15 protein-coding genes and 3 rRNA genes are annotated in these 20,389 nt (G+C 70.1%); 5 read left to right on the plus strand and 13 right to left on the minus strand.

What is annotated here, in order from left to right; all coding sequences use genetic code 11:
• Window positions 1-41: 41 nt before the first annotated feature.
• Window positions 42-326, minus strand: coding sequence for a glutaredoxin family protein (locus ACHZ99_RS10675; RefSeq protein WP_420304224.1), 285 nt, complete (start codon window positions 324-326; stop codon window positions 42-44).
• 216 nt (window positions 327-542) lie between these two features.
• Between ACHZ99_RS10675 and ACHZ99_RS10680 the strand changes: the two genes are divergently transcribed.
• From ACHZ99_RS10680 to ACHZ99_RS10690, 3 genes are all read left to right on the plus strand, one after another.
• A complete protein-coding gene (locus ACHZ99_RS10680; RefSeq protein WP_420304225.1) occupies window positions 543-1,541 on the plus strand; it encodes an HAD family hydrolase in 999 nt (332 codons plus the stop codon).
• Window positions 1,542-1,781: 240 nt separating this feature from the next.
• Window positions 1,782-2,585: an ECF subfamily RNA polymerase sigma factor, BldN family gene (locus ACHZ99_RS10685; RefSeq protein ID WP_420304226.1), complete on the plus strand. Its 804-nt coding sequence runs from the start codon at window positions 1,782-1,784 to the stop codon at window positions 2,583-2,585.
• Window positions 2,586-2,825: 240 nt separating this feature from the next.
• Window positions 2,826-4,043: a DUF5667 domain-containing protein gene (locus tag ACHZ99_RS10690; protein WP_420304227.1), complete on the plus strand. Its 1,218-nt coding sequence runs from the start codon at window positions 2,826-2,828 to the stop codon at window positions 4,041-4,043.
• Window positions 4,044-4,086: 43 nt separating this feature from the next.
• On the opposite strand, the gene ACHZ99_RS10695 is transcribed toward ACHZ99_RS10690, so the two are convergent.
• From ACHZ99_RS10695 to ACHZ99_RS10740, 10 genes are all read right to left on the minus strand, one after another.
• Window positions 4,087-5,313: a lysophospholipid acyltransferase family protein gene (locus ACHZ99_RS10695; protein WP_420304228.1), complete on the minus strand. Its 1,227-nt coding sequence runs from the start codon at window positions 5,311-5,313 to the stop codon at window positions 4,087-4,089.
• Window positions 5,306-6,394 carry an NAD-dependent epimerase/dehydratase family protein gene (locus ACHZ99_RS10700; protein ID WP_420304229.1) on the minus strand — a complete coding sequence of 363 codons (1,089 nt, stop codon included), beginning with the start codon at window positions 6,392-6,394 and terminating at the stop codon, window positions 5,306-5,308. The genes ACHZ99_RS10695 and ACHZ99_RS10700 overlap by 8 nt, the downstream gene beginning before the upstream one ends.
• A gap of 148 nt (window positions 6,395-6,542) precedes the next feature.
• Window positions 6,543-6,641, minus strand: a complete 99-nt coding sequence (locus tag ACHZ99_RS10705; RefSeq protein WP_003948845.1) for a 30S ribosomal protein bS22 — start codon at window positions 6,639-6,641, stop codon at window positions 6,543-6,545.
• Window positions 6,642-6,767: 126 nt separating this feature from the next.
• Entirely contained in the window at window positions 6,768-6,977 is a 210-nt protein-coding gene (locus ACHZ99_RS10710; protein WP_158691643.1) for a helix-turn-helix domain-containing protein, read from the minus strand.
• A gap of 128 nt (window positions 6,978-7,105) precedes the next feature.
• The gene (locus ACHZ99_RS10715) at window positions 7,106-7,924 is read right to left on the minus strand and encodes a phosphatase (RefSeq protein ID WP_420304230.1); all 819 of its coding nucleotides are present in this window, start codon (window positions 7,922-7,924) and stop codon (window positions 7,106-7,108) included.
• Window positions 7,925-8,005: 81 nt separating this feature from the next.
• The gene (locus ACHZ99_RS10720) at window positions 8,006-9,190 is read right to left on the minus strand and encodes an acetoin utilization protein AcuC (RefSeq protein ID WP_420304231.1); all 1,185 of its coding nucleotides are present in this window, start codon (window positions 9,188-9,190) and stop codon (window positions 8,006-8,008) included.
• A 66-nt stretch (window positions 9,191-9,256) separates the two neighbouring features.
• Window positions 9,257-9,373, minus strand: a 5S ribosomal RNA gene (rrf, locus tag ACHZ99_RS10725).
• Between the two features lie 78 nt (window positions 9,374-9,451).
• Window positions 9,452-12,580 (minus strand): 23S ribosomal RNA (locus tag ACHZ99_RS10730).
• 172 nt (window positions 12,581-12,752) lie between these two features.
• A 16S ribosomal RNA gene (locus tag ACHZ99_RS10735) occupies window positions 12,753-14,285 on the minus strand.
• The 16S, 23S and 5S rRNA genes sit together here, the layout of an rRNA operon.
• A gap of 394 nt (window positions 14,286-14,679) precedes the next feature.
• A complete protein-coding gene (locus tag ACHZ99_RS10740; protein WP_420304232.1) occupies window positions 14,680-15,258 on the minus strand; it encodes a MarR family winged helix-turn-helix transcriptional regulator in 579 nt (192 codons plus the stop codon).
• Window positions 15,259-15,396: 138 nt separating this feature from the next.
• Between ACHZ99_RS10740 and ACHZ99_RS10745 the strand changes: the two genes are divergently transcribed.
• On the plus strand, window positions 15,397-16,719 hold the full coding sequence (locus tag ACHZ99_RS10745; RefSeq protein WP_420304233.1) for an MFS transporter: 1,323 nt from the start codon (window positions 15,397-15,399) through the stop codon (window positions 16,717-16,719).
• A 46-nt stretch (window positions 16,720-16,765) separates the two neighbouring features.
• On the opposite strand, the gene ACHZ99_RS10750 is transcribed toward ACHZ99_RS10745, so the two are convergent.
• The gene (locus ACHZ99_RS10750; protein ID WP_420304234.1) at window positions 16,766-18,514 is read right to left on the minus strand and encodes an ATP-binding SpoIIE family protein phosphatase; all 1,749 of its coding nucleotides are present in this window, start codon (window positions 18,512-18,514) and stop codon (window positions 16,766-16,768) included.
• A gap of 82 nt (window positions 18,515-18,596) precedes the next feature.
• Window positions 18,597-19,202: a hypothetical protein gene (locus ACHZ99_RS10755; protein ID WP_420304235.1), complete on the minus strand. Its 606-nt coding sequence runs from the start codon at window positions 19,200-19,202 to the stop codon at window positions 18,597-18,599.
• Window positions 19,203-19,508: 306 nt separating this feature from the next.
• On the opposite strand from ACHZ99_RS10755, the gene ACHZ99_RS10760 reads away from it, so the two are divergent.
• Window positions 19,509-20,288 (plus strand): TetR/AcrR family transcriptional regulator, encoded by a 780-nt coding sequence (locus ACHZ99_RS10760; protein WP_420304236.1) that lies wholly within the window; start codon window positions 19,509-19,511, stop codon window positions 20,286-20,288.
• The last annotated feature ends 101 nt before the right edge of the window (window positions 20,289-20,389 follow it).

Raw genomic sequence — 20,389 nt, forward strand, 5'->3', positions numbered from 1 at the left:
GGGCAAAGTGACGGGCGTCACCCCGTGCCTCACCCCGCACCTCACGACCGCAGCGCCCGCCGCAGCCGCCCGGGGTCCACCCGCCAGAAGTCGTGCTGCTCACCGTCCACGAGGACCACCGGGATCTGCTCCCAGTAGCGGCGGTGCAGCTCCTCGTCCGCGGTGATGTCCTTCTCCTCCCACCCGGCGCCCAGCTCCGCGCACACGGAGACGACCACCTCGCGCGCCTCGTCGCACAGATGGCAGCCGGGCTTGCCGATGAGGGTCACGGTCCGGTCGGCGGCGGCGGGCGCGGACGCGCCGCCCTTACGTCGCAGCAGGCTCATGCCTTCGATTGTGCCGCCCGCGAACGCCGTGCGGGTCCGCGCGGAACCGATCAGAGTCGGACAAAGAAGAAGCAGAGGACTAACGGAACCTGGACACAGCCGGACAACAAGCGGGCGGAGCCGCCCGGAACCCCACCCGGGAGTTCACGCCGGCGCCTCCGGAGCCGCGGTCCCTCGACACCGGCCGGCCCGCCGCACACCGTTATGCTCATCGGCATGGCGGCATTCGGATGGCTCCCCTCCCGGCGCCGCGCGACCGCGCGCAGCGTCGCGGCCGGCGAGGCCGCGGCCGAGGCGGCGCGGAAGACGTCGCAGGAGCTGGAGCACGCCACCCGGGCCGAGGCGGAAGCCGCCCTCGCCGCGGGCGCGGCGACCGCGGAGGGCGCCGCGGAAGAGGCGGCGGAGGAGGCGGAGGAGGCGGAGCCGGACTTCCCCGTCGCCGGCGACGTCCACGCGGCGGCCTTCTTCGACCTCGACAACACGATCATGCAGGGCGCCGCGCTGTACCACTTCGGGCGCGGGCTGTACAAGCGCAAGTTCTTCCGCACCCGCGACCTCGCCCGGTTCGCCTGGCAGCAGGCGTACTTCCGCCTCGCCGGCGCCGAGAACTCCGGGCACATGGAGGACGCGCAGTCCAGCGCGCTGTCCATCGTGCAGGGCCATCGCGTCGCCGACCTCATGGAGATGGGCGAGGAGATCTACGACGAGTACATGGCCGAGCGCATCTGGCCCGGCACCCGCGCGCTGGCCCAGGCGCACCTGGACGCGGGCCAGAAGGTGTGGCTCGTCACCGCCGCCCCCGTCGAGACCGCGACCATCATCGCCCGCCGCCTCGGCCTCACCGGCGCGCTGGGCACGGTCGCGGAGTCCGTCGGCGGCGTCTACACCGGCCGGCTCGTCGGCGAGGTGCTGCACGGCCCCGCCAAGGCCGAGGCGGTACGGGCCCTGGCCGCCGCCGAGACGCTGGAGCTGGCCCGCTGCGCCGCGTACAGCGACTCGGCCAACGACATCCCGATGCTCTCCCTCGTCGGCCACCCGTACGCGATCAACCCCGACGCCCGGCTGCGCAAGCACGCGCGCGAACACGGCTGGCGGCTGCGCGACTACCGCACCGGCCGCAAGGCGGCCAAGGTCGGCATCCCGGCCGCGGCGGGCGTCGGCGCGGTGGCGGGCGGGGCCGCCGCGGCGGCCGCGTTGCAGCGCCGCCGCCGCTGACGCGAGGGCCGACACCGCCTGCTGACCGATTTCTCCGGGTAACCCACAACACGCCCGCGAACCAGGCAGTTCGTGTCACTTACCGATCAAACTCAATCCGACGGCTGATACTTGAGAGGTCGTCAATAAGCTATGGATCGGACGGAAACGGTGATTTAGGCAACTGGAGGTAGCGCGCCCGACACGAAGCGTTATTCTCCTCAGACGCAATCCGGTGGAAGCACTGCCTCTGGGAGTCCCGTGTACCCATACGTCGGGGTTGACGCCTCAGGCCTGGCTACGCTGCGCGCGCAGGTGATCGAGCAACTGCGCCTCTTCTCGCCCGCCCTGGCCGTCGCCGGCCCCGCCGCAGGTTCCGCCGCCGGCCCTGCCGGGGGCCCCGCCTACGCCCTCACCGACGGCAGCGCGGCGGTCGGCAGCAGGCGCCAGGGCGGCGGCGCGGGCACCCGCGAGCGCGGCGGCCGGCCCTCCCGGCCCAGCCAGCCCTCGACCGGCGACAGCCGCCGCATGATGGACCTGGTCGAGCGCGCCCAGGCGGGCGAGACCGAGGCGTTCGGCCGGCTCTACGACCAGTACGCCGACACCGTCTACCGCTACATCTACTACCGGGTCGGCGGCCGGGCCACGGCCGAGGACCTCACCTCGGAGACCTTCCTGCGCGCCCTGCGCCGCATCGGCACGTTCACCTGGCAGGGCCGCGACTTCGGCGCCTGGCTGGTGACGATCGCGCGCAACCTCGTCGCCGACCACTTCAAGTCCAGCCGGTTCCGCCTGGAGGTCACCACCGGCGAGATGCTGGACCCGAGCGAGACCGAGCGCAGCCCCGAGGACTCCGTCCTGGAGTCCCTGTCCAACACCGCGCTGCTGGAGACCGTACGGAAGCTCAACCCACAGCAGCAGGAGTGCGTGACCCTCCGCTTCCTCCAGGGCCTCTCGGTGGCCGAGACGGCTCAGGTGATGGGCAAGAACGAGGGCGCGATCAAGACCCTCCAGTACCGGGCGGTGCGCACCCTCGCCCGGCTGCTGCCGGACGACGCCCGCTGAACGGGAGCGCCCAGTCGTGGAAGTGCCGATACCCGGGGCCCCTCCGCCGCCCGGAGTAGTATCAACGCCACCGCGTAACCCGACTGCCCTGCCCGTCGTTGAGCGGGTAGCAGGGCTTCTTCCGACGCGAGTTGTCCACCCTGGCTCACCCCTTCGAGTGAATTGGGTCAAGGAGTACAACTCTGCGGGCGGGATAGGGAGTCCCACACAGAGACCCCGAGTCGACAGGAGGTGCCGCCCGTGATCGGATCCGTATCGGCACACCGGCGGGCCAACGCCTTCGCCCAGGCCCTTGATGAGGAGTCTCGGGCGCAGCAGGCGGAGGAGCCGGCGGCAGATCCCGAGCAGGCGCGGCTGCTGGGCCTCGCGGGCCGGCTCGCCTCGGTGCCGGGACCGGCCCTCGACCCCGAGGTCAAGACCGCGCAGCGGACCCGGCTCATCGCCGCCATGGAGGCGATGCTCGCCGAGGACCTCGCCGAGGACGCCGCGGAGAGCACGGACGCGCCCCTCATCCCCGCCCCCCGCCGCCGCGGCGCCCACCGCGCGGCCGGCCCGCTGTCCCGGCTGCGCCCGCGCTCCCGGCTCGCCCGCGGCGTGGCCATCGGCGGCGTCGGCGTCGGCGTGGCCGCCGGGGCCTTCAGCGCCGCCGCCGCGGTCAGCTCCGACGCCCTCCCGGGCGACACGCTCTACGGCCTCAAGCGCGGCATGGAGGACCTGCGCCGCGGCATGGCCGACGGCGACACCGAGCGCGGCCGCATCTACCTCGACCAGGCGTCCACCCGGCTCAACGAGGCCCGCCGCCTCATGGAGCGCGACCGGGCCGGCGACCTCGACATCGAGTCCGTGGGCGAGATCCGCGAAGCCCTCGACAACGTACGGCACGACGCCGGCGAAGGCCGCCGGCTGCTGCGCGGCGCGTACGACGAGAACGGCTCGCTCGCCCCCATGCAGACCCTCTCCGCCTTCTCCCAGAAGAACGAGCGCAGTTGGCAGCAGCTCCGCGACCGGCTCCCGCCCGAGCTGGGCGAGCTGGGCGACGAGGTCAGCTCGGTGTTCGACGCCATAAAGCAGGACGTCGCCCCGCTGTCCTCGCTGCTGCCCGGCCCCGAGGACGACTCCACCCCCGGCGGCACCGCACCCGGCACCGAGGGCACCGGCGGCACGCGCACCGACCCCGACCCGTCCGGCCCGGCCCCCTCGCCCACCGCCACGGCCGACGGCGAGGTCGGCGTCGACGGCGAGCCGAAGCCCAGCGCCACCGAGAAGGACGGGCTGGTCGGCGAGGACGGCCTGATCGGCGGCGTCCTGCCCGACGAGGAGGAGTCCGGCGGCCGGGAGACCGACGGCAGCTCCTCCCCCACCGGGCAGGACCCCGACGGGACGAAGCCGGAGATCACCCTCCCGCCGCTGCTGCCCCTGCCCGACCTGGGCCTCGACATCGGCGAGGAGGAGGAATAGCGGAGGAGCAGCCGGGGGGCCGCCGGGGAGCGGCGGCCACGGGTCAGAAGAAGACCGACCGCCGCTCGACGAGCAGCCGGTACAGCGTGTGCTGGATCGTCTCGCGCACCTGGTCGGTCAGGTTGAACATCAGCATGGGGTCGTCCGCCGCCTCCGGCGGATAGCCGTCCGTGGGAATCGGCTCGCCGAACTCGATGGTCCACTTCGTCGGCAGCGGCACGGCGCCCAGCGCGCCCAGCCACGGGAACGTCGGCGTCAGCGGGAAGTACGGCAGCCCCAGCAGCCGCGCCACCGTCCGGGCGTTGCCGACCATCGGATAGATCTCCTCCGCCCCGACGATCGAGCACGGCACGATCGGCGCCCGCGCCCGCAGCGCCGTCGAGACGAAGCCGCCGCGGCCGAAGCGCTGGAGCTTGTAGCGCTCGGCGAACGGCTTGCCGATCCCCTTGAAGCCCTCCGGCATCACGCCGACGACCTCGCCGCGCGCCAGCAGCCGCGCCGCGTCGTCGGCGCAGGCCAGCGTGTGCCCGCCCTTGCGGGCCAGCTGGTTGACGAACGGCAGCGCGAACACCAGGTCGGCCGCGAGCAGCCGCAGATGGCGGTCGGCGGGGTGGTGGTCGTGCACGGCGACCTGGGCCATCAGCCCGTCCCAGGGCAGCGTGCCGGAGTGGTTGCAGACGACGAGCGCGCCGCCGGTGTCGGGGATGTTCTCGACGCCCTTGACCGTCACCCGGAAGTACTTCTCGAAGACCGGGCGGAACATCGGCACGAGCACCTGGTCGGTCAGCTCCGCGTCGTAGCCGAACTCGTCGACCTCGTAGTCGCCGGTCAGCCGGCGCCGCAGGAAGCCCAGGGCGTCCGTGGCCCGGCGCTCCCAGCCGCCGCCGAGGAGCCGCGGCAGCACGTCCACGAGGGCGCCCTGGAGGGCCGGGGCGACCGCGTCGGCGGCGTCGGCTCCCGGAGGGCGCGTACGGGCCCCTGACGCGGCGTGGGAGCCGTGCGCGGCGTCGCCGTCGGCGTCGGAGGCGGCGTCCGAGTCTGCGCCGGAGGCGGATCGTTCCGCCCCGGCCGCTCCCGCCTCGCCGGTACGCTCCGCGCCCCCGCCGTCCGCCGCGCCCTGCCCGCCCGGCAGCGCCGCGAGCGGCGCCTCCGCGCCCTCACCGCCGCCGTCGGCCGCGCGCCGCGGCCGGCCCGCGCCCGGGCGGCGCCGCGGCCTGCCGCCGCCGCGGGAGCGGTCGTCGTCGAACGGGATCACCTTCGCGTCAGCCATCGTGCACCGGCTCCTTCGCACCGCCGTCCGCCTGCCCCGGGACCCGTACGCCCGGCAGCCCCAGCAGCTCCCCGACCGCGTCCACGGCCCGCCGCACCTCCGCCGGCGGCAGCAGCCCCGCCGCGCGCCCGGCTGCGAAGTCGGCGAACGCCGCCACCGTCGAGTACCGCGGGGTGAAGCCCAGCAGCTCGCGCATCTGCGTCGTCTCCACCACCCGGCCGTGGGTCAGCAGCCGGATCTGCTCCGGCGAGAAGTCCGTCATCCCCGCCGACCGCAGCGCCGACCCCACCCACGTCACCGCGGGCAGCGGCACCGGAACGGTGGGGCGGCCGAGCCGCCGGGCCGCCTGGGACAGCAGCAGCACGCCCTCGCCCGCGATGTTGAACGTGCCGCTGTTGATCGTGCCGCGGCGCGGCTCCCCGGCGGCGAGCAGCAGCACGTCGACGACGTCGTCGTCGTGGACGAACTGCAACCGCGGGTCGTAGCCGAGGACGGTCGGCAGCGCGGGCAGCGCCAGATACTCGGCCAGGGGGGTGTCCACCCGCGGGCCCAGGATGTTGGCGAAGCGCAGCACGCACACGGCCACGTCCGGCCGGCGCCGGGCGAACCCGCGCACGTACCCCTCGACCTCCACCGCGTCCTTCGCGAAGCCGCCGCTGGGCAGCGCCTTGGGCGGCGTGCTCTCGGAGAACACCGCGGGGTCGCGGGGCGCGGAACCGTAGACGCTGGTGGTGGACTTCACGACGAGCCGCCGCACGCGCGGCGCCTGCTGACAGGCGCCGAGCAGCTGCATCGAGCCGATGACGTTGTTCTCCTTGACCGCCGCCCGGCCGCCGCGCGCGAGCGGGGTGCCGGTGACGTCCATGTGCATGACGGTGTCGACGCCGTGCTCGACGAGGATCCGGGCGAGCACCGGGTGGCGGATGTCCGCGGGGACGAAGTCGGCGCCCCCGAGCCCGTGCTCCGGCGCCCGGGCGTCGACGCCGATGACGCGGTCCACGTCCGGCTCCCGCACCAGCCGGCGGACCAGGCGCCCGACGAGGGGACGGGCGACGCCGGTGACGAGCACGGTCCTGCCCACGGGCCTCGCCTCCCTCTCCCTGCTGCCCGCGCCCCTGCCGTACGCGGCCGATCGCCCCACCGTACTCGCAGGACAACCCGGCACCACGCACAACCGCCGTCCACCCGCCGGGAAGGCGGATGGACGGCGGTACGGGTGCGGGCTACCGCTACTTCTTGTTGCGGCGCTGCACTCGCGTGCGCTTGAGCAGCTTGCGGTGCTTCTTCTTCGCCATCCGCTTACGCCGCTTCTTGATCACAGAGCCCACGGGTACCCTCGCTCACTTCATCTCCGTCGGGGTGGGCGGGCAAGGGCCCACACGTCTTACAGGGGCCCAAGCCTACCCGGGCGAGCAGGATTGACGTAATCGAGGGTGCGCAACCGGCCCGACCCGTCAGGCGGACTCCACCCCCACATACGACTCGCGGAGGTATTCGTGCACGGCCTGCTCCGGCACCCGGAAGGACCTCCCCACCCGGATCGCCGGCAGATGGCCGCTGTGCACCAACCGGTACACGGTCATCTTCGACACTCGCATCACCGCGGCCACTTCGGCCACGGTCAGGAACACAACCTCATTCAGAGGCTTATCGCTTGCAGCCATGACACACCTGAACCTTCCGCACATGACGGACACCGGCTTCCCCTCCGGTGCCTCCTCCTCGCATGCGCGCTCCTCCCCAGATTAGGGGCGGGTGATGCAAGTGGGGAAGAGGAGTAGCGATCGCATGGCTACAGTGACAGACGGGCGTGTTTGAGCACATAGTCGGCCACCGGCCCGTAGCTGTCCGGTTGCACAGCGTCATCAAGAGGGACGACGACGGACACGCGGCCCTCCGCCTGGGCGACGAAGAGTGCCGGGTCGTCGGCGTCCGCCAGGCCGATGGCCTCGATGCCCAACTGACCAGCCCCGCAGGCCCATCCGTGGTCGCCCACCACCAGCCCGGGCAGCGGCCCGCCCGCGTCCGCGGCGGCACGGAGTGCCGCACGCAGGGGAAGCGGAGAGTGAGTATGGACCCCCCTGGTGGCGGGGGTCGCGGAGGGGTCCGGGTCCCGCAGCACGGCGACGCTCCCGGGGTAGTCGAGGTGGTATGTACGTACGCCGAATCGGGTCGTTATGTCGACATCTCTGCCCTCACCGGGGGTGAGGACAACGCACCCAGCCGCCGAGAGCGCCGCAGCCAAGGGGGCGTAGAAGCCGAGGAGCCGATCGGGATGACCAGTCCCGAACAGGACAGCCCCGCCGTCCCGCGCGGCGCTGCGCAGCCGCTCGGCGAAGGCGTCCAGGGCGGCGATCGTACGGTCCGGATCGATGACCTCGGTTCCCGAGATCCGGCCCGGATCACCGCTCGTACCGCAGCGTTCGGCCATCAGCCGCAGCAACTCGGCCACGGACCAGTCGCGTTCCGGTTCGAGGCCGAGCAGCACCCGGGGGTCGCGAGCCGCGAACTGCTGGTACCTGCGGAGGCTCTTGTCGCGGCTCGTCGTCACGCTGCCGGCGATCCCGGTCGCCAGCAGATGCGTACGCAATGCGGGGTCGTAGGTCAACACCCGCCCCACTCTGGCCGCCACGGCGGGCGGAACGCGCGGCTTCGCGAATATTTCGCCCCCGGGAGCCCGGGGCACCAGAGGTCAGGGCAACAGCCCGTGCGTCGGGAACACCGCCCGCCGCGCGGCCCGCACGGCACGGTCCAGCGCCGACCCCGGGTCGTAACCCGCGTCCCAGTCCGCCCAGGCGGCCTCACGCCCGTCCGTCATACGGAACGGCGCCTGCTGCCCGGTCCGCCGCAACGCCTCGGCCCGCCACTCCTCCGGCACCTCCGTCGCCGGAGCCACCGGCCGGCCCGCGGCGATGGCGCACAGATGGGCCCAGGAGCGCGGCACGACGTCCACGACGGCATAGCCGCCCCCGCCCAGGGCCAGCCAGCGCCCGTCCGCGTGCTCGTGCGCGAGAGCGTGACACGTCTCCATCACCGCACGCTGCGCGTCGAGGCTCACCGCGAGGTGCGCCAGAGGATCCTCGGCGTGCGTGTCGGCCCCGTGCTGCGACACGAGCACCTGAGGCCCCCAGGCGCCCAACAGCTCCGGCACGACGGCATGGAACGCCCGCAGCCACCCCTCGTCCCCGGTCCCGGCCGGCAGCGCCACGTTCACCGACTGCCCCTCGGCCGCGTCGCCACCGGTCTCCTCGGGCCAGCCGGTCTGGGGGAAGAGCGTGCGGGGGTGCTCGTGGACGGAGATGGTCAGCACCCGTGGGTCATCCCAGAACGCCGCCTGTACGCCATCACCGTGATGCACGTCCACATCGACGTACGCCACCCGCTCTACGCCCATCTCCAACAGCCGGGCGATGGCCAGGGCGGCGTCGTTGTAGACGCAGAACCCCGAAGCGGCCCCCGGCATCGCGTGATGGAGCCCGCCGGCGAAGTTCACGGCGTGCACCGCCGCCCCCTCCCACACGGCCTCCGCCCCCGCCACCGACTGCCCGGCGATCAGCGCGGACGTCTCGTGCATCCCCGCGAACGCCGGATCGTCCACCGTCCCCAGCCCGTACGTGGGATCGGCGTCCTCCGGCACCGCCGACGCCCGCCGCACGGCATCGATGTAGTCCTGCCGGTGCACAAGCCGCAACGTCGACTCCCCGGCCGCCGGCGCCGCGACAACCTTCAGGCCGTCGGCTCCATCGGCCCCGTCGATCCCCAGCTCCTCGACGAGACGCATGGTCAGCGCCAACCGAACGGGATCCATGGGGTGTTCGGGACCGAAGTCGTACGCGGTCATCGCCTGGTCCCACATCAGGTGCGCGCGGCCACTCATATCGGTCACCGTAACGCACGAAAGCCGCCCCCGGCGAAGAGCCAGGGACGGCTTTCATGAAGAATTGTTCGGCGGTGACCTACTCTCCCACACGGTCCCCCGTGCAGTACCATCGGCGCGGTCGGGCTTAGCTTCCGGGTTCGGAATGAGACCGGGCGTTTCCCCAACGCTATGACCACCGAAACACCATGAAACACACAACACGATGCCTCAAAACATCGGGTTGTTGTCTCAGAACCTACACAGTGGACGCAAGCAGCTATGGACAAGCCCTCGGCCTATTAGTACCGGTCACCTCCACCCCTCACAGGGCTTCCAGATCCGGCCTATCAACCCCGTCGTCTACAGGGGGCCTTAACCCCTACAAGGGGGTGGGAGTCCTCATCTCGAAGCAGGCTTCCCGCTTAGATGCTTTCAGCGGTTATCCCTCCCGAACGTAGCCAACCAGCCATGCCCTTGGCAGAACAACTGGCACACCAGAGGTCCGTCCGTCCCGGTCCTCTCGTACTAGGGACAGCCCTTCTCAAGACTCCTACGCGCGCAGCGGATAGGGACCGAACTGTCTCACGACGTTCTAAACCCAGCTCGCGTGCCGCTTTAATGGGCGAACAGCCCAACCCTTGGGACCGACTCCAGCCCCAGGATGCGACGAGCCGACATCGAGGTGCCAAACCATCCCGTCGATATGGACTCTTGGGGAAGATCAGCCTGTTATCCCCGGGGTACCTTTTATCCGTTGAGCGACGGCGCTCCCACAAGCCACCGCCGGATCACTAGTCCCTGCTTTCGCACCTGCTCGACCCGTCAGTCTCGCAGTCAAGCTCCCTTGTGCACTTACACTCACCACCTGATGACCAACCAGGCTGAGGGAACCTTTGGGCGCCTCCGTTACACTTTAGGAGGCAACCGCCCCAGTTAAACTACCCACCAGACACTGTCCCCGATCCGGATCACGGACCCAGGTTAGACATCCAACACGACCAGAGTGGTATTTCAACGACGACTCCACAACCACTGGCGTGGCCGCTTCACAGTCTCCCACCTATCCTACACAAGCCGAACCGAACACCAATATCAAGCTGTAGTAAAGGTCCCGGGGTCTTTCCGTCCTGCTGCGCGAAACGAGCATCTTTACTCGTACTGCAATTTCACCGGGCCTATGGTTGAGACAGCCGAGAAGTCGTTACGCCATTCGTGCAGGTCGGAACTTACCCGACAAGGAATTTCGCTACCTTAGGATGGTTATAGTTACCACCGCCGTTTACTGGCGCTTAAGTTCTCAGCTTCGCCACCCCAAAGGAATGACTAACCGGTCCCCTTAACGTTCCAGCACCGGGCAGGCGTCAGTCCGTATACATCGCCTTACAGCTTCGCACGGACCTGTGTTTTTAGTAAACAGTCGCTTCTCGCTGGTCTCTGCGGCCACCCCCAGCTCCGGCCGTAAAAGCCATCACCAGAAGCGGCCCCCCTTCTCCCGAAGTTACGGGGGCATTTTGCCGAGTTCCTTAACCATAGTTCACCCGAACGCCTCGGTATACTCTACCTGACCACCTGAGTCGGTTTCGGGTACGGGCCGCCATGAAACATCGCTAGAGGCTTTTCTCGACAGCATAGGATCATCCACTTCACCACAATCGGCTCGGCATCAGGTCTCACCCTCATGTTGCACGGATTTACCTGCACAACGGGCCACACCCTTACCCCGGGACAACCACCGCCCGGGCTGGACTACCTTCCTGCGTCACCCCATCACTCACCTACTACAAGCTCGGGTCACCGGCTCCACCACACCCCGCATCACCCGAAGGATCAACGAGGGGGCTTCACGGGCTTAGCATCACCTGATTCAATGCTGGGCGCTTCACAGCGGGTACCGGAATATCAACCGGTTATCCATCGACTACGCCTGTCGGCCTCGCCTTAGGCCCCGACTTACCCTGGGCAGATCAACTTGACCCAGGAACCCTTAGTCAATCGGCGCACACGTTTCCCACGTGTGTATCGCTACTCATGCCTGCATTCTCACTCGCGAACCGTCCACCACTACCTTCCAGTGCGGCTTCACCCGGCACACGACGCTCCCCTACCCACCCACACACCCGTTAAGGCTCTAGTGTGAGTGACACGACTTCGGCGGTACGCTTGAGCCCCGCTACATTGTCGGCGCGGAATCACTTGACCAGTGAGCTATTACGCACTCTTTCAAGGATGGCTGCTTCTAAGCCAACCTCCTGGTTGTCTCTGCGACTCCACATCCTTTCCCACTTAGCATACGCTTAGGGGCCTTAGTCGATGCTCTGGGCTGTTTCCCTCTCGACCACGGAGCTTATCCCCCGCAGTCTCACTGCCGCGCTCAACTTACCGGCATTCGGAGTTTGGCTAAGGTCAGTAACCCGGTAAGGCCCATCGCCTATCCAGTAGCTCTACCTCCGGCAAGCAACACACGACGCTGCACCTAAATGCATTTCGGGGAGAACCAGCTATCACGGAGTTTGATTGGCCTTTCACCCCTAACCACAGGTCATCCCCCAGGTTTTCAACCCTGGTGGGTTCGGGCCTCCACGACCTCTTACAGCCGCTTCACCCTGCCCATGGCTAGATCACCCCGCTTCGGGTCTAGAGCGTGCAACTCAACGCCCAGCTAGGACTCGCTTTCGCTACGGCTACCCCACACGGGTTAACCTCGCTACACACCGCTAACTCGCAGGCTCATTCTTCAAAAGGCACGCAGTCACGACCGAAGTCCCCAAAGGAACAACGGCGACGCTCCCACGGCTTGTAGGCACACGGTTTCAGGTACTCTTTCACTCCGCTCCCGCGGTACTTTTCACCATTCCCTCACGGTACTATCCGCTATCGGTCACCAGGGAATATTTAGGCTTAGCGGGTGGTCCCGCCAGATTCACACGGGATTTCTCGGGCCCCGTGCTACTTGGGTGGTTCACAACGAGCCGTACACGTTTCGACTACGGGGGTCTTACCCTCTACGCCGGGCCTTTCGCATGCCCTTCGCCTACACGTACGGTTTCTCACTCGCCGACCAGCCGGCAGACCGGTCACGTAAACTCCCACAACCCCGCATGCGCAACCCCTGCCGGGTATCACACACACACGGTTTAGCCTCATCCAGTTTCGCTCGCCACTACTCCCGGAATCACTGTTGTTTTCTCTTCCTGCGGGTACTGAGATGTTTCACTTCCCCGCGTTCCCTCCCAACTGCCTATACATTCAGCAGCGGGTGACAGCCCATGACGACTGCCGGGTTTCCCCATTCGGACACCCCCGGATCACAGCTCGGTTGACAGCTCCCCGGGGCCTATCGCGGCCTCCCACGTCCTTCATCGGTTCCTGGTGCCAAGGCATCCACCATGCGCCCTTAAAAACTTGGCCACAGATGCTCGCGTCCACTGTGCAGTTCTCAAACAACAACCCATAAGAGAAACAGACACTTGCGTGCCCGCGCTCTCAGATACCCAACAGTGTGCCGTGACGCGTAATCGATGTTCCACCCATGAGCTGGCCGTGCGGGACACTTGCCCGCATGCGGCACGGTGCTCCTTAGAAAGGAGGTGATCCAGCCGCACCTTCCGGTACGGCTACCTTGTTACGACTTCGTCCCAATCGCCAGTCCCACCTTCGACGGCTCCCTCCCACAAGGGGTTAGGCCACCGGCTTCGGGTGTTACCGACTTTCGTGACGTGACGGGCGGTGTGTACAAGGCCCGGGAACGTATTCACCGCAGCAATGCTGATCTGCGATTACTAGCGACTCCGACTTCATGGGGTCGAGTTGCAGACCCCAATCCGAACTGAGACCGGCTTTTTGAGATTCGCTCCACCTCACGGCATCGCAGCTCATTGTACCGGCCATTGTAGCACGTGTGCAGCCCAAGACATAAGGGGCATGATGACTTGACGTCGTCCCCACCTTCCTCCGAGTTGACCCCGGCAGTCTCCCGTGAGTCCCCACCACCCCGAAGGGCGTGCTGGCAACACAGGACAAGGGTTGCGCTCGTTGCGGGACTTAACCCAACATCTCACGACACGAGCTGACGACAGCCATGCACCACCTGTACACCGACCACAAGGGGGACCGTGTCTCCACGGTTTTCCGGTGTATGTCAAGCCTTGGTAAGGTTCTTCGCGTTGCGTCGAATTAAGCCACATGCTCCGCCGCTTGTGCGGGCCCCCGTCAATTCCTTTGAGTTTTAGCCTTGCGGCCGTACTCCCCAGGCGGGGCACTTAATGCGTTAGCTACGGCACGGACGACGTGGAATGCCGCCCACACCTAGTGCCCACCGTTTACGGCGTGGACTACCAGGGTATCTAATCCTGTTCGCTCCCCACGCTTTCGCTCCTCAGCGTCAGTATCGGCCCAGAGATCCGCCTTCGCCACCGGTGTTCCTCCTGATATCTGCGCATTCCACCGCTACACCAGGAATTCCGATCTCCCCTACCGAACTCCAGCCTGCCCGTATCGAATGCAGACCCGGGGTTAAGCCCCGGGCTTTCACATCCGACGCGACAAGCCGCCTACGAGCTCTTTACGCCCAATAATTCCGGACAACGCTTGCGCCCTACGTATTACCGCGGCTGCTGGCACGTAGTTAGCCGGCGCTTCTTCTGCAGGTACCGTCACCCCAAGGAGCTTCTTCCCTGCTGAAAGAGGTTTACAACCCGAAGGCCGTCATCCCTCACGCGGCGTCGCTGCATCAGGCTTGCGCCCATTGTGCAATATTCCCCACTGCTGCCTCCCGTAGGAGTCTGGGCCGTGTCTCAGTCCCAGTGTGGCCGGTCGCCCTCTCAGGCCGGCTACCCGTCGTCGCCTTGGTAGGCCATCACCCCACCAACAAGCTGATAGGCCGCGGGCTCATCCTGCACCGCCGGAGCTTTCCACCCCCAGGCATGCGCCCAGAGGTGAACATCCGGTATTAGACCCCGTTTCCAGGGCTTGTCCCAGAGTGCAGGGCAGATTGCCCACGTGTTACTCACCCGTTCGCCACTAATCCACCCCCGAAAGGGCTTCATCGTTCGACTTGCATGTGTTAAGCACGCCGCCAGCGTTCGTCCTGAGCCAGGATCAAACTCTCCGTAAATGCTTCAACAGAATCAAAGCACCACAGAACGAGTCTGCCTCGCTACTGCTGTAATGCTGTGTTTCACAAACACTTGGCATCGACTACTTGGCACACTGTTGAGTTCTCAAAGAACGGACACTTCCTTCAAAACCCTCACGGGCCTCTCCGGGCGTTTCCCTTCGGTATGCCTTAACCGTAGCGGATTGTTCCCGCGGCGCAAAATCCGGCCGCCCGCCGAAAAGAAACGGGCACACCGCTTCTGCCCCGGCGAAAGGGAGTCGATCACACGTCAGGTAGATGGCAGGAGCCGCCCCTCCGGGACGGCCACCGTCGCGCTGCGGAACCGAACGGCCCCGTGGCAACCCGAAGAACGTTACGGATCCGCTTGCCCCGTGTCAAGCGCGATCACGGGTCACTCCAGGTCGGACAGGCGTCCGCTCGCGTCGGGCTGGGCGTCCTCCACGCGGCGGAGGAGGCGGGTCAGGAGCTCGCCGAGGAGGGTGCGTTCGGCGGGGGTGAGGTCCTGGAGCAGGTCGGCCTCCCAGTCCGTGCCCATGCGCATGCCCGCGAACCACTTCTCGCGGCCCAGCTCGGTGATGCCGACGATGACGCGGACGCGGTTGGCCTCGTCGCGTTCGCGGGTGACCAGGCCCTCGGTGACCATGCGGTCGATGCGGTGGGTCATGGCGGCCGGGGTGAGGCCGAGGCGCTTGGCGAGGTCGCCGGGGCCGAGCTGGTAGGGGGCGCCGGCGAGGACGAGGGACTTGAGGACCTCCCACTCGGTGCCGTTGATGCCGATGTCGGAGAGGTGGCGGCCGTAGGCGACGGTCATGCGGCGGTTGAGGCGGCTGAGGGCCGAGACGATCTGCTCGACCTGGGGGTCGAGGTCGTGGAACTCCCGCTGGTAGAGGGCGATCTGCTCGTCGAGCGGGCTGAGTTCCTGCGTGGGCGTCCGGTCGGGGCCGGCGGCCGGGGCGTCGCTGTCGGACATGGCGCGCAGTATCCCACCTCTCTCGTTCGCGTCGAACTTCTCAGTCGTGTACTCTTTAGGTCTGAACTTTAGCTTCTAAGTCTTCGATCCGGTAGCTCGACGAGCCGCCGGGTCGCACGTGTGTATGGGTGGTGAGTAGTGACGCGCGAGACGGGCACCGTGGCTCTGCGCCGTATCCAGGTGGGCAACGCTCTGAGTGCCTTCGGCAACGGCTTCACGGTGCCGTACACGTTCCTGTACGTGTCCCAGGTGCGGGACCTGGGGTCGGCGACGGCGGGTGTCGCGCTCGCCGGGTTCGCCATGGCGGCGCTGCTGGTGCTGCCGTTCACCGGGCGGGTCATCGACCGGCGCGGGCCGCTGCCGGTGGCGTTGGCGGGGGCGGTCGCCGCGGCCGCCGGGGCGCTGTCGCTGGGGCTGGCCGCGACGGCTCCGATGGTGCTCGCGTCGACGCTGGTCATGGGGGCGGGGATAGCCGTCATCCAGCCGGCGCTGGCGACGATGATCGTGTGGTGCTCGACGCCGGCGACGCGGTCGCGGGCGTTCGCGACGCAGTTCTTCCTGAACAACCTCGGGCTCGGTGTCGGCGGTCTGCTGGGCGGGCTGCTCGTGGACGAGGAGCACGCCGGGTCGTTCGTGCGGCTCTTCGCCATCGAGGCGGCCATGTTCCTGGTGCTCGGCGCGGTGGTCGCCACGGCGCGGATGCCGCGGGGGGCGCGGACGGCGGCGGGCGACGTGCCCGGGGGCGAAGGGGCCCGGGGGCGGTGGCGGGTGCTGCTCGCGGACCGGGCGATGGTGTGGCTGTGCGTGCTGGGCTTCGTGATGTTCTTCGCCTGCTACGGGCAGTTCGAGTCGGGTCTGTCGGCGTTCGCGATCGAGGTCTCGGGGATATCCCCGGCGACGCTCGGGGTGGCGCTGGCGGCGAACACCGCGGTGATCGTCGTGGCGCAGTTCGCCGTGCTGCGGCTGGTGGAGCGGCGGCGGCGCAGCCGGGTCATCGCCGCGGTCGGGCTCATCTGGACGTTCGCGTGGCTGGTGGCCGGGGCGTCCGGGTGGGTCGCCGGCGGGCAGGCGATGGCGACGGCGGCGATCATCTCCACGTACGCGCTCTTCGGGCTCGGCGAGGCGATGCTGTCGCCGACCGTGGCGCCGCTGGTGGCCGACCTGGCGCCCAGTGCGCACATCGGTCAGTACAACTCGGTGTTCGCGCTGGTCAAGCAGCTCGCGCTGGCCATCGGGCCAGCCGTCGGCGGGCTGCTCGCCGGGGCCGGGGCGTACGGGGCGTACATCGCGATGCTCGTCGTGTGCTCGCTCGGCATCACGGCGATGGGGCTGCGGCTGGGGCGGCGGCTGACGCCGGTGCAGGACTGCCCGCGGCTCGCGGGCAGCGTGCCGGTGGCGGCGCACAAGCCGGCGGCGGCCACCGCGGCCGCCGCGGACTCCGCTCCCGTGCCCGCCGCCTGACGCGCGCCCGCGCGCGGCGGGTCCCGGCGGGCCGCGGCGGGACGGGTCAGCGGTTCGCCCCGCCCGGCAGGGCGAACTCGCACCACACCGCCTTGCCGCCGCCCAGCGTGCGGCGTGAGCCCCAGCTGGAGGCGATCGTGGCCACGATCGAGATGCCCCGGCCGTTCTCGTCGCCCGGCGCCGCCTGGCGGCGCCGGGGCAGGCGGTCGTCGCCGTCGGTGACCTCGACGATCAGCCTCCGGTCCGTACGCCGCAGCCGCAGCCGCATCGGCGGGGAGCCGTGCTGGAGGGAGTTGGCGACCAGCTCGCTGGCCGCCAGCACGCCCAGCTCGCGCAGCTCCGCCGGGAAGCGCCAGCTCGCCAGGACGCCGTCCGCGAACGCGCGGGCGCGCGGGGCCGCCTCGACGCCGCCGAGGAGATCCAGGGCCGCGCCGCGGAACAGTTCGGCCTCGCCGTCGTCGCGCAGCGGGTGCTCCAGCACCAGCACGGCGACGTCGTCGTCGTGCTCCGCGGTGACGCCGAGGGAGCGGATGAGCCGGTCGCAGACGACGCCGGGGGCGCCGGTGGCGCCGGCGAAGGCGGTCGCGAGCGCGGAGACGCCCTCGTAGATGTCCTGGCCGCGGCGTTCGATGAGGCCGTCGGTGTAGAGGACGGCGGTCGAGCCGGGCGGGAAGGGCAGTTCGGCGGAGGTGTGCGACCAGCCGCCGGCGCCGAGCGGCGGGCCGTTGGGCTCGTCGACGCGGCGGACGGTGCCCTCCGCGTCGCGGACGAGGATCGGCACGTGCCCGGCGGAGGCGTGCACCAGGCGGCCCTCGTGCGGGTCGTGGACGGCGTACGCGCAGGTGGCGATCTGGTTCGGGTCGATCTCGGCGGCGAGGCCGTCGAGGAGTTGCAGCACCTCGTGCGGCGGGAGGTCCAGGCGCGCGTACGCCCGTACGGCGGTGCGCAGCTGGCCCATGACGGCGGCGGCGCGGACGCCGCGACCCATGACGTCGCCGATGACCATCGCGGTGCGGCCGGCGCCGAGGGTGATGACGTCGTACCAGTCGCCGCCGACGGCGGCGTCGGTGCCGCCGGGCTGGTACTTGGCGGCGACCCGGAGGTCGTCCGGGTGCTCCAGCTTCTCCGGCAGCAGGCTGCGCTGGAGCGCGACCGCCGCCTCGCGCTGGAGCCGCTCGCCGGCGCGCAGCCGCTCCGCGGCCTCCACCTGGTCGGTGACGTCGGCGGCGGAGACGAGGACGCCGCCGCTCTCGCCGACGTCGATGGGGCTGCAGGTGAACGTGTACGAGCGGGTGTCGGGCGCGCGGCGGGCCTTGACGGTGCGCGGGGTGCCGCTGCGCAGCACCTGGTCCATCAGCGGCAGCAGGCCCAGCTCGGCCAGTTCGGGGAGGGCGTCGCGGGCGGGGGCGCCCGGGGAGCGGGCGCCGAAGACGGCGGCGTACGCGTCGTTGACGTAGGCGATGCGGTGGTCCGGGCCGTGGACGACGGCGACGGGGGCGGGCAGCCGGCCGAGGGTGGCGCTCACGGGCAGTTCCACGCCGGGGTCGACGCCGCGGTCGGCGCCGGGGTTCGCGGCGGGTGCCGTATCGGGTTCCGGGCCCGGGGCGTCCCCGCCGCCACCGCCGCGGCCCGCCGGGCCGGCGGGGTCGGCGTCCGGGTCGACGCCCGGGGGCGGTTCGGCCGCGGCGCGGCGGCCCTGCCGCCGGGCGGTGGGGACGGCACCGCGAAACCCCCGCGCGGCGGCGGTGCGGCGCGGGGATCCGGGGAGCCGGGGGCTCCAGCGCGTGAAGTTCAAGCGTGCCAGTCCCAGGTCCACTCGTTCGTCGTTCGTTTCGCTCCGTGCCGTTTCGTGCCCGTCCATGGTCACATGCCCCGGCTCAGTCGCCGTCAGGGCCGTGACCCGGCCGGGTGGCGAGTTCGCGCGCCGCCCGGGGGCGCCCGACCGGCCCGAGGGCGACGGTCTCCCGCTGGAACGGTCCGGCGAGCGTCCGCCCGGCGGGCCCGCGGGCCTTGCGGTCCGCGGAGAGCAGCTCGCCGGGGCGGTACGGACGATGCACGAGCCAGGCAGGGTAGCCCTTCGGGCGACGGCCGTACACAGAGGCGATGCCGCGGTGGCGGCCGGGGGAGGCGGCGGAGCCGGCGTGGCGGTGCCGGTGGCCGGGAGCCGGGCCGCCGCGCCGCCCGGCGCCCTCGGCGGGGATCCGGCGCAGGTCCGCGGGGCGTACGCCGGTGCGGGAACGGGTGGTGCGGCGCGCCATGTCTCCGCGCCCGGCGGGGGCTTGCGCGCCGGCGTGGCCGCCCCCCGTGAAGACGGGCGTGGGTACGGCCTCGCGGAGGGCGGGGCCGCGGGCCGCGGGGGCGGTGTCGCGCTGTTGGGGGATGTGGTTGCGCAGGCCGACCGCCTCCTCGGCGTAGGCGGTGCGGATGGGGTGGTCGACGGACGTCACCCGGGCGGCGATCAGCACGCGCGCCGGATCCGTCATGGCAACCTCCTGCGCTGGGGTCGGCGGCCTCGGAGCGCTCGGAACGCCCGGAACACCCATGACGCACCGCGTACGGACTTTTGTCCACAGGCGCGGGAAGGATTTCCGGCGCCGGGGGGGTCCGACCCGCGGCGGATCCTTATCCACAGCCCCTTCTCTCTTGACTTCTGCTGAACTATGTTCGTACGAGCCGGAGTGGCCCGACCAGACGCGCTCCGGTAAGCAGGGTGGGGAGTCTCCGGGGGGAGACTGTCATAACCGGGGGATACAGAGATGCAGGTTCAGAGCAGTCGTCTGTCAGCAAACATGACCGGATCGGGCACTTCGGGCGAACTGCCGCCCAACGGCCGGTCGGCGCTGCGAGTCGACGCGCAGCGCAATCTGGAGCACGTTCTGCGGGCCGCGCGCGAGGTCTTCGGCGAGCTGGGTTACGGCGCCCCGATGGAGGACGTCGCCCGCCGCGCCAGGGTCGGCGTCGGCACCGTGTACCGCCGCTTCCCGAGCAAAGAGGTGCTGGTCAAGCGCATCGCCGAGGCGGAGACCGCGCGGCTGACCGAGCAGGCTCGGGCGGCGCTCCAGCAGGAGGACGAGCCGTGGGCCGCGCTGGCCCGGTTCCTCCGCGCCTCCGTCGACTCGGGCGCCGGGCGGCTGCTGCCGCCGCAGGTGCTCGGCGTGACGGCGCACCCGCCGGAGGCGGGCGAGGAGGAGCCGCGGGTGCCGCAGCAGCGGCCCTCGCCGGACGGCACGGCGGCGCAGGTCGGCGCGCCGACGCAGGGCGGTCCGCAGGCGACCGCACTCGGCGGGCCGGGCTCGGCGGGGGTGGCCGCGGGCGCACCGGACGGCCTGGGCGCGGACGCCGCGAGCGTCGGCGGTACGGACGCGGCGGCCCTGCTCGACGTGGTCGGGCAGCTGGTCGCGCGCGCCCGGGACGCGGGGTCGCTGCGCGCGGACGTGTCGGTGTCGGACGTGCTGCTGGTGATAGCCACCGCGGCGCCGTCCCTGCCGGACCCGGCGCAGCAGGCGGTCGCGTCGGCGCGGCTGCTGGACATCCTGCTGGACGGGCTGCGGCCGCACGCGGAGGGGTGAGCACCGGCCGCCGGGCGGGGCTCTCGCTGCGCGGGGCGCCGCGCCCGGGGGTGCTGTGGCGTGCCGGGGCGTGCCCGGGGGTGTCCTCACGGGCGTCCCGG

Source organism: Streptomyces sp. MAR4 CNX-425 (genome assembly GCF_048656465.1).
GTDB lineage: Bacteria > Actinomycetota > Actinomycetes > Streptomycetales > Streptomycetaceae > Streptomyces.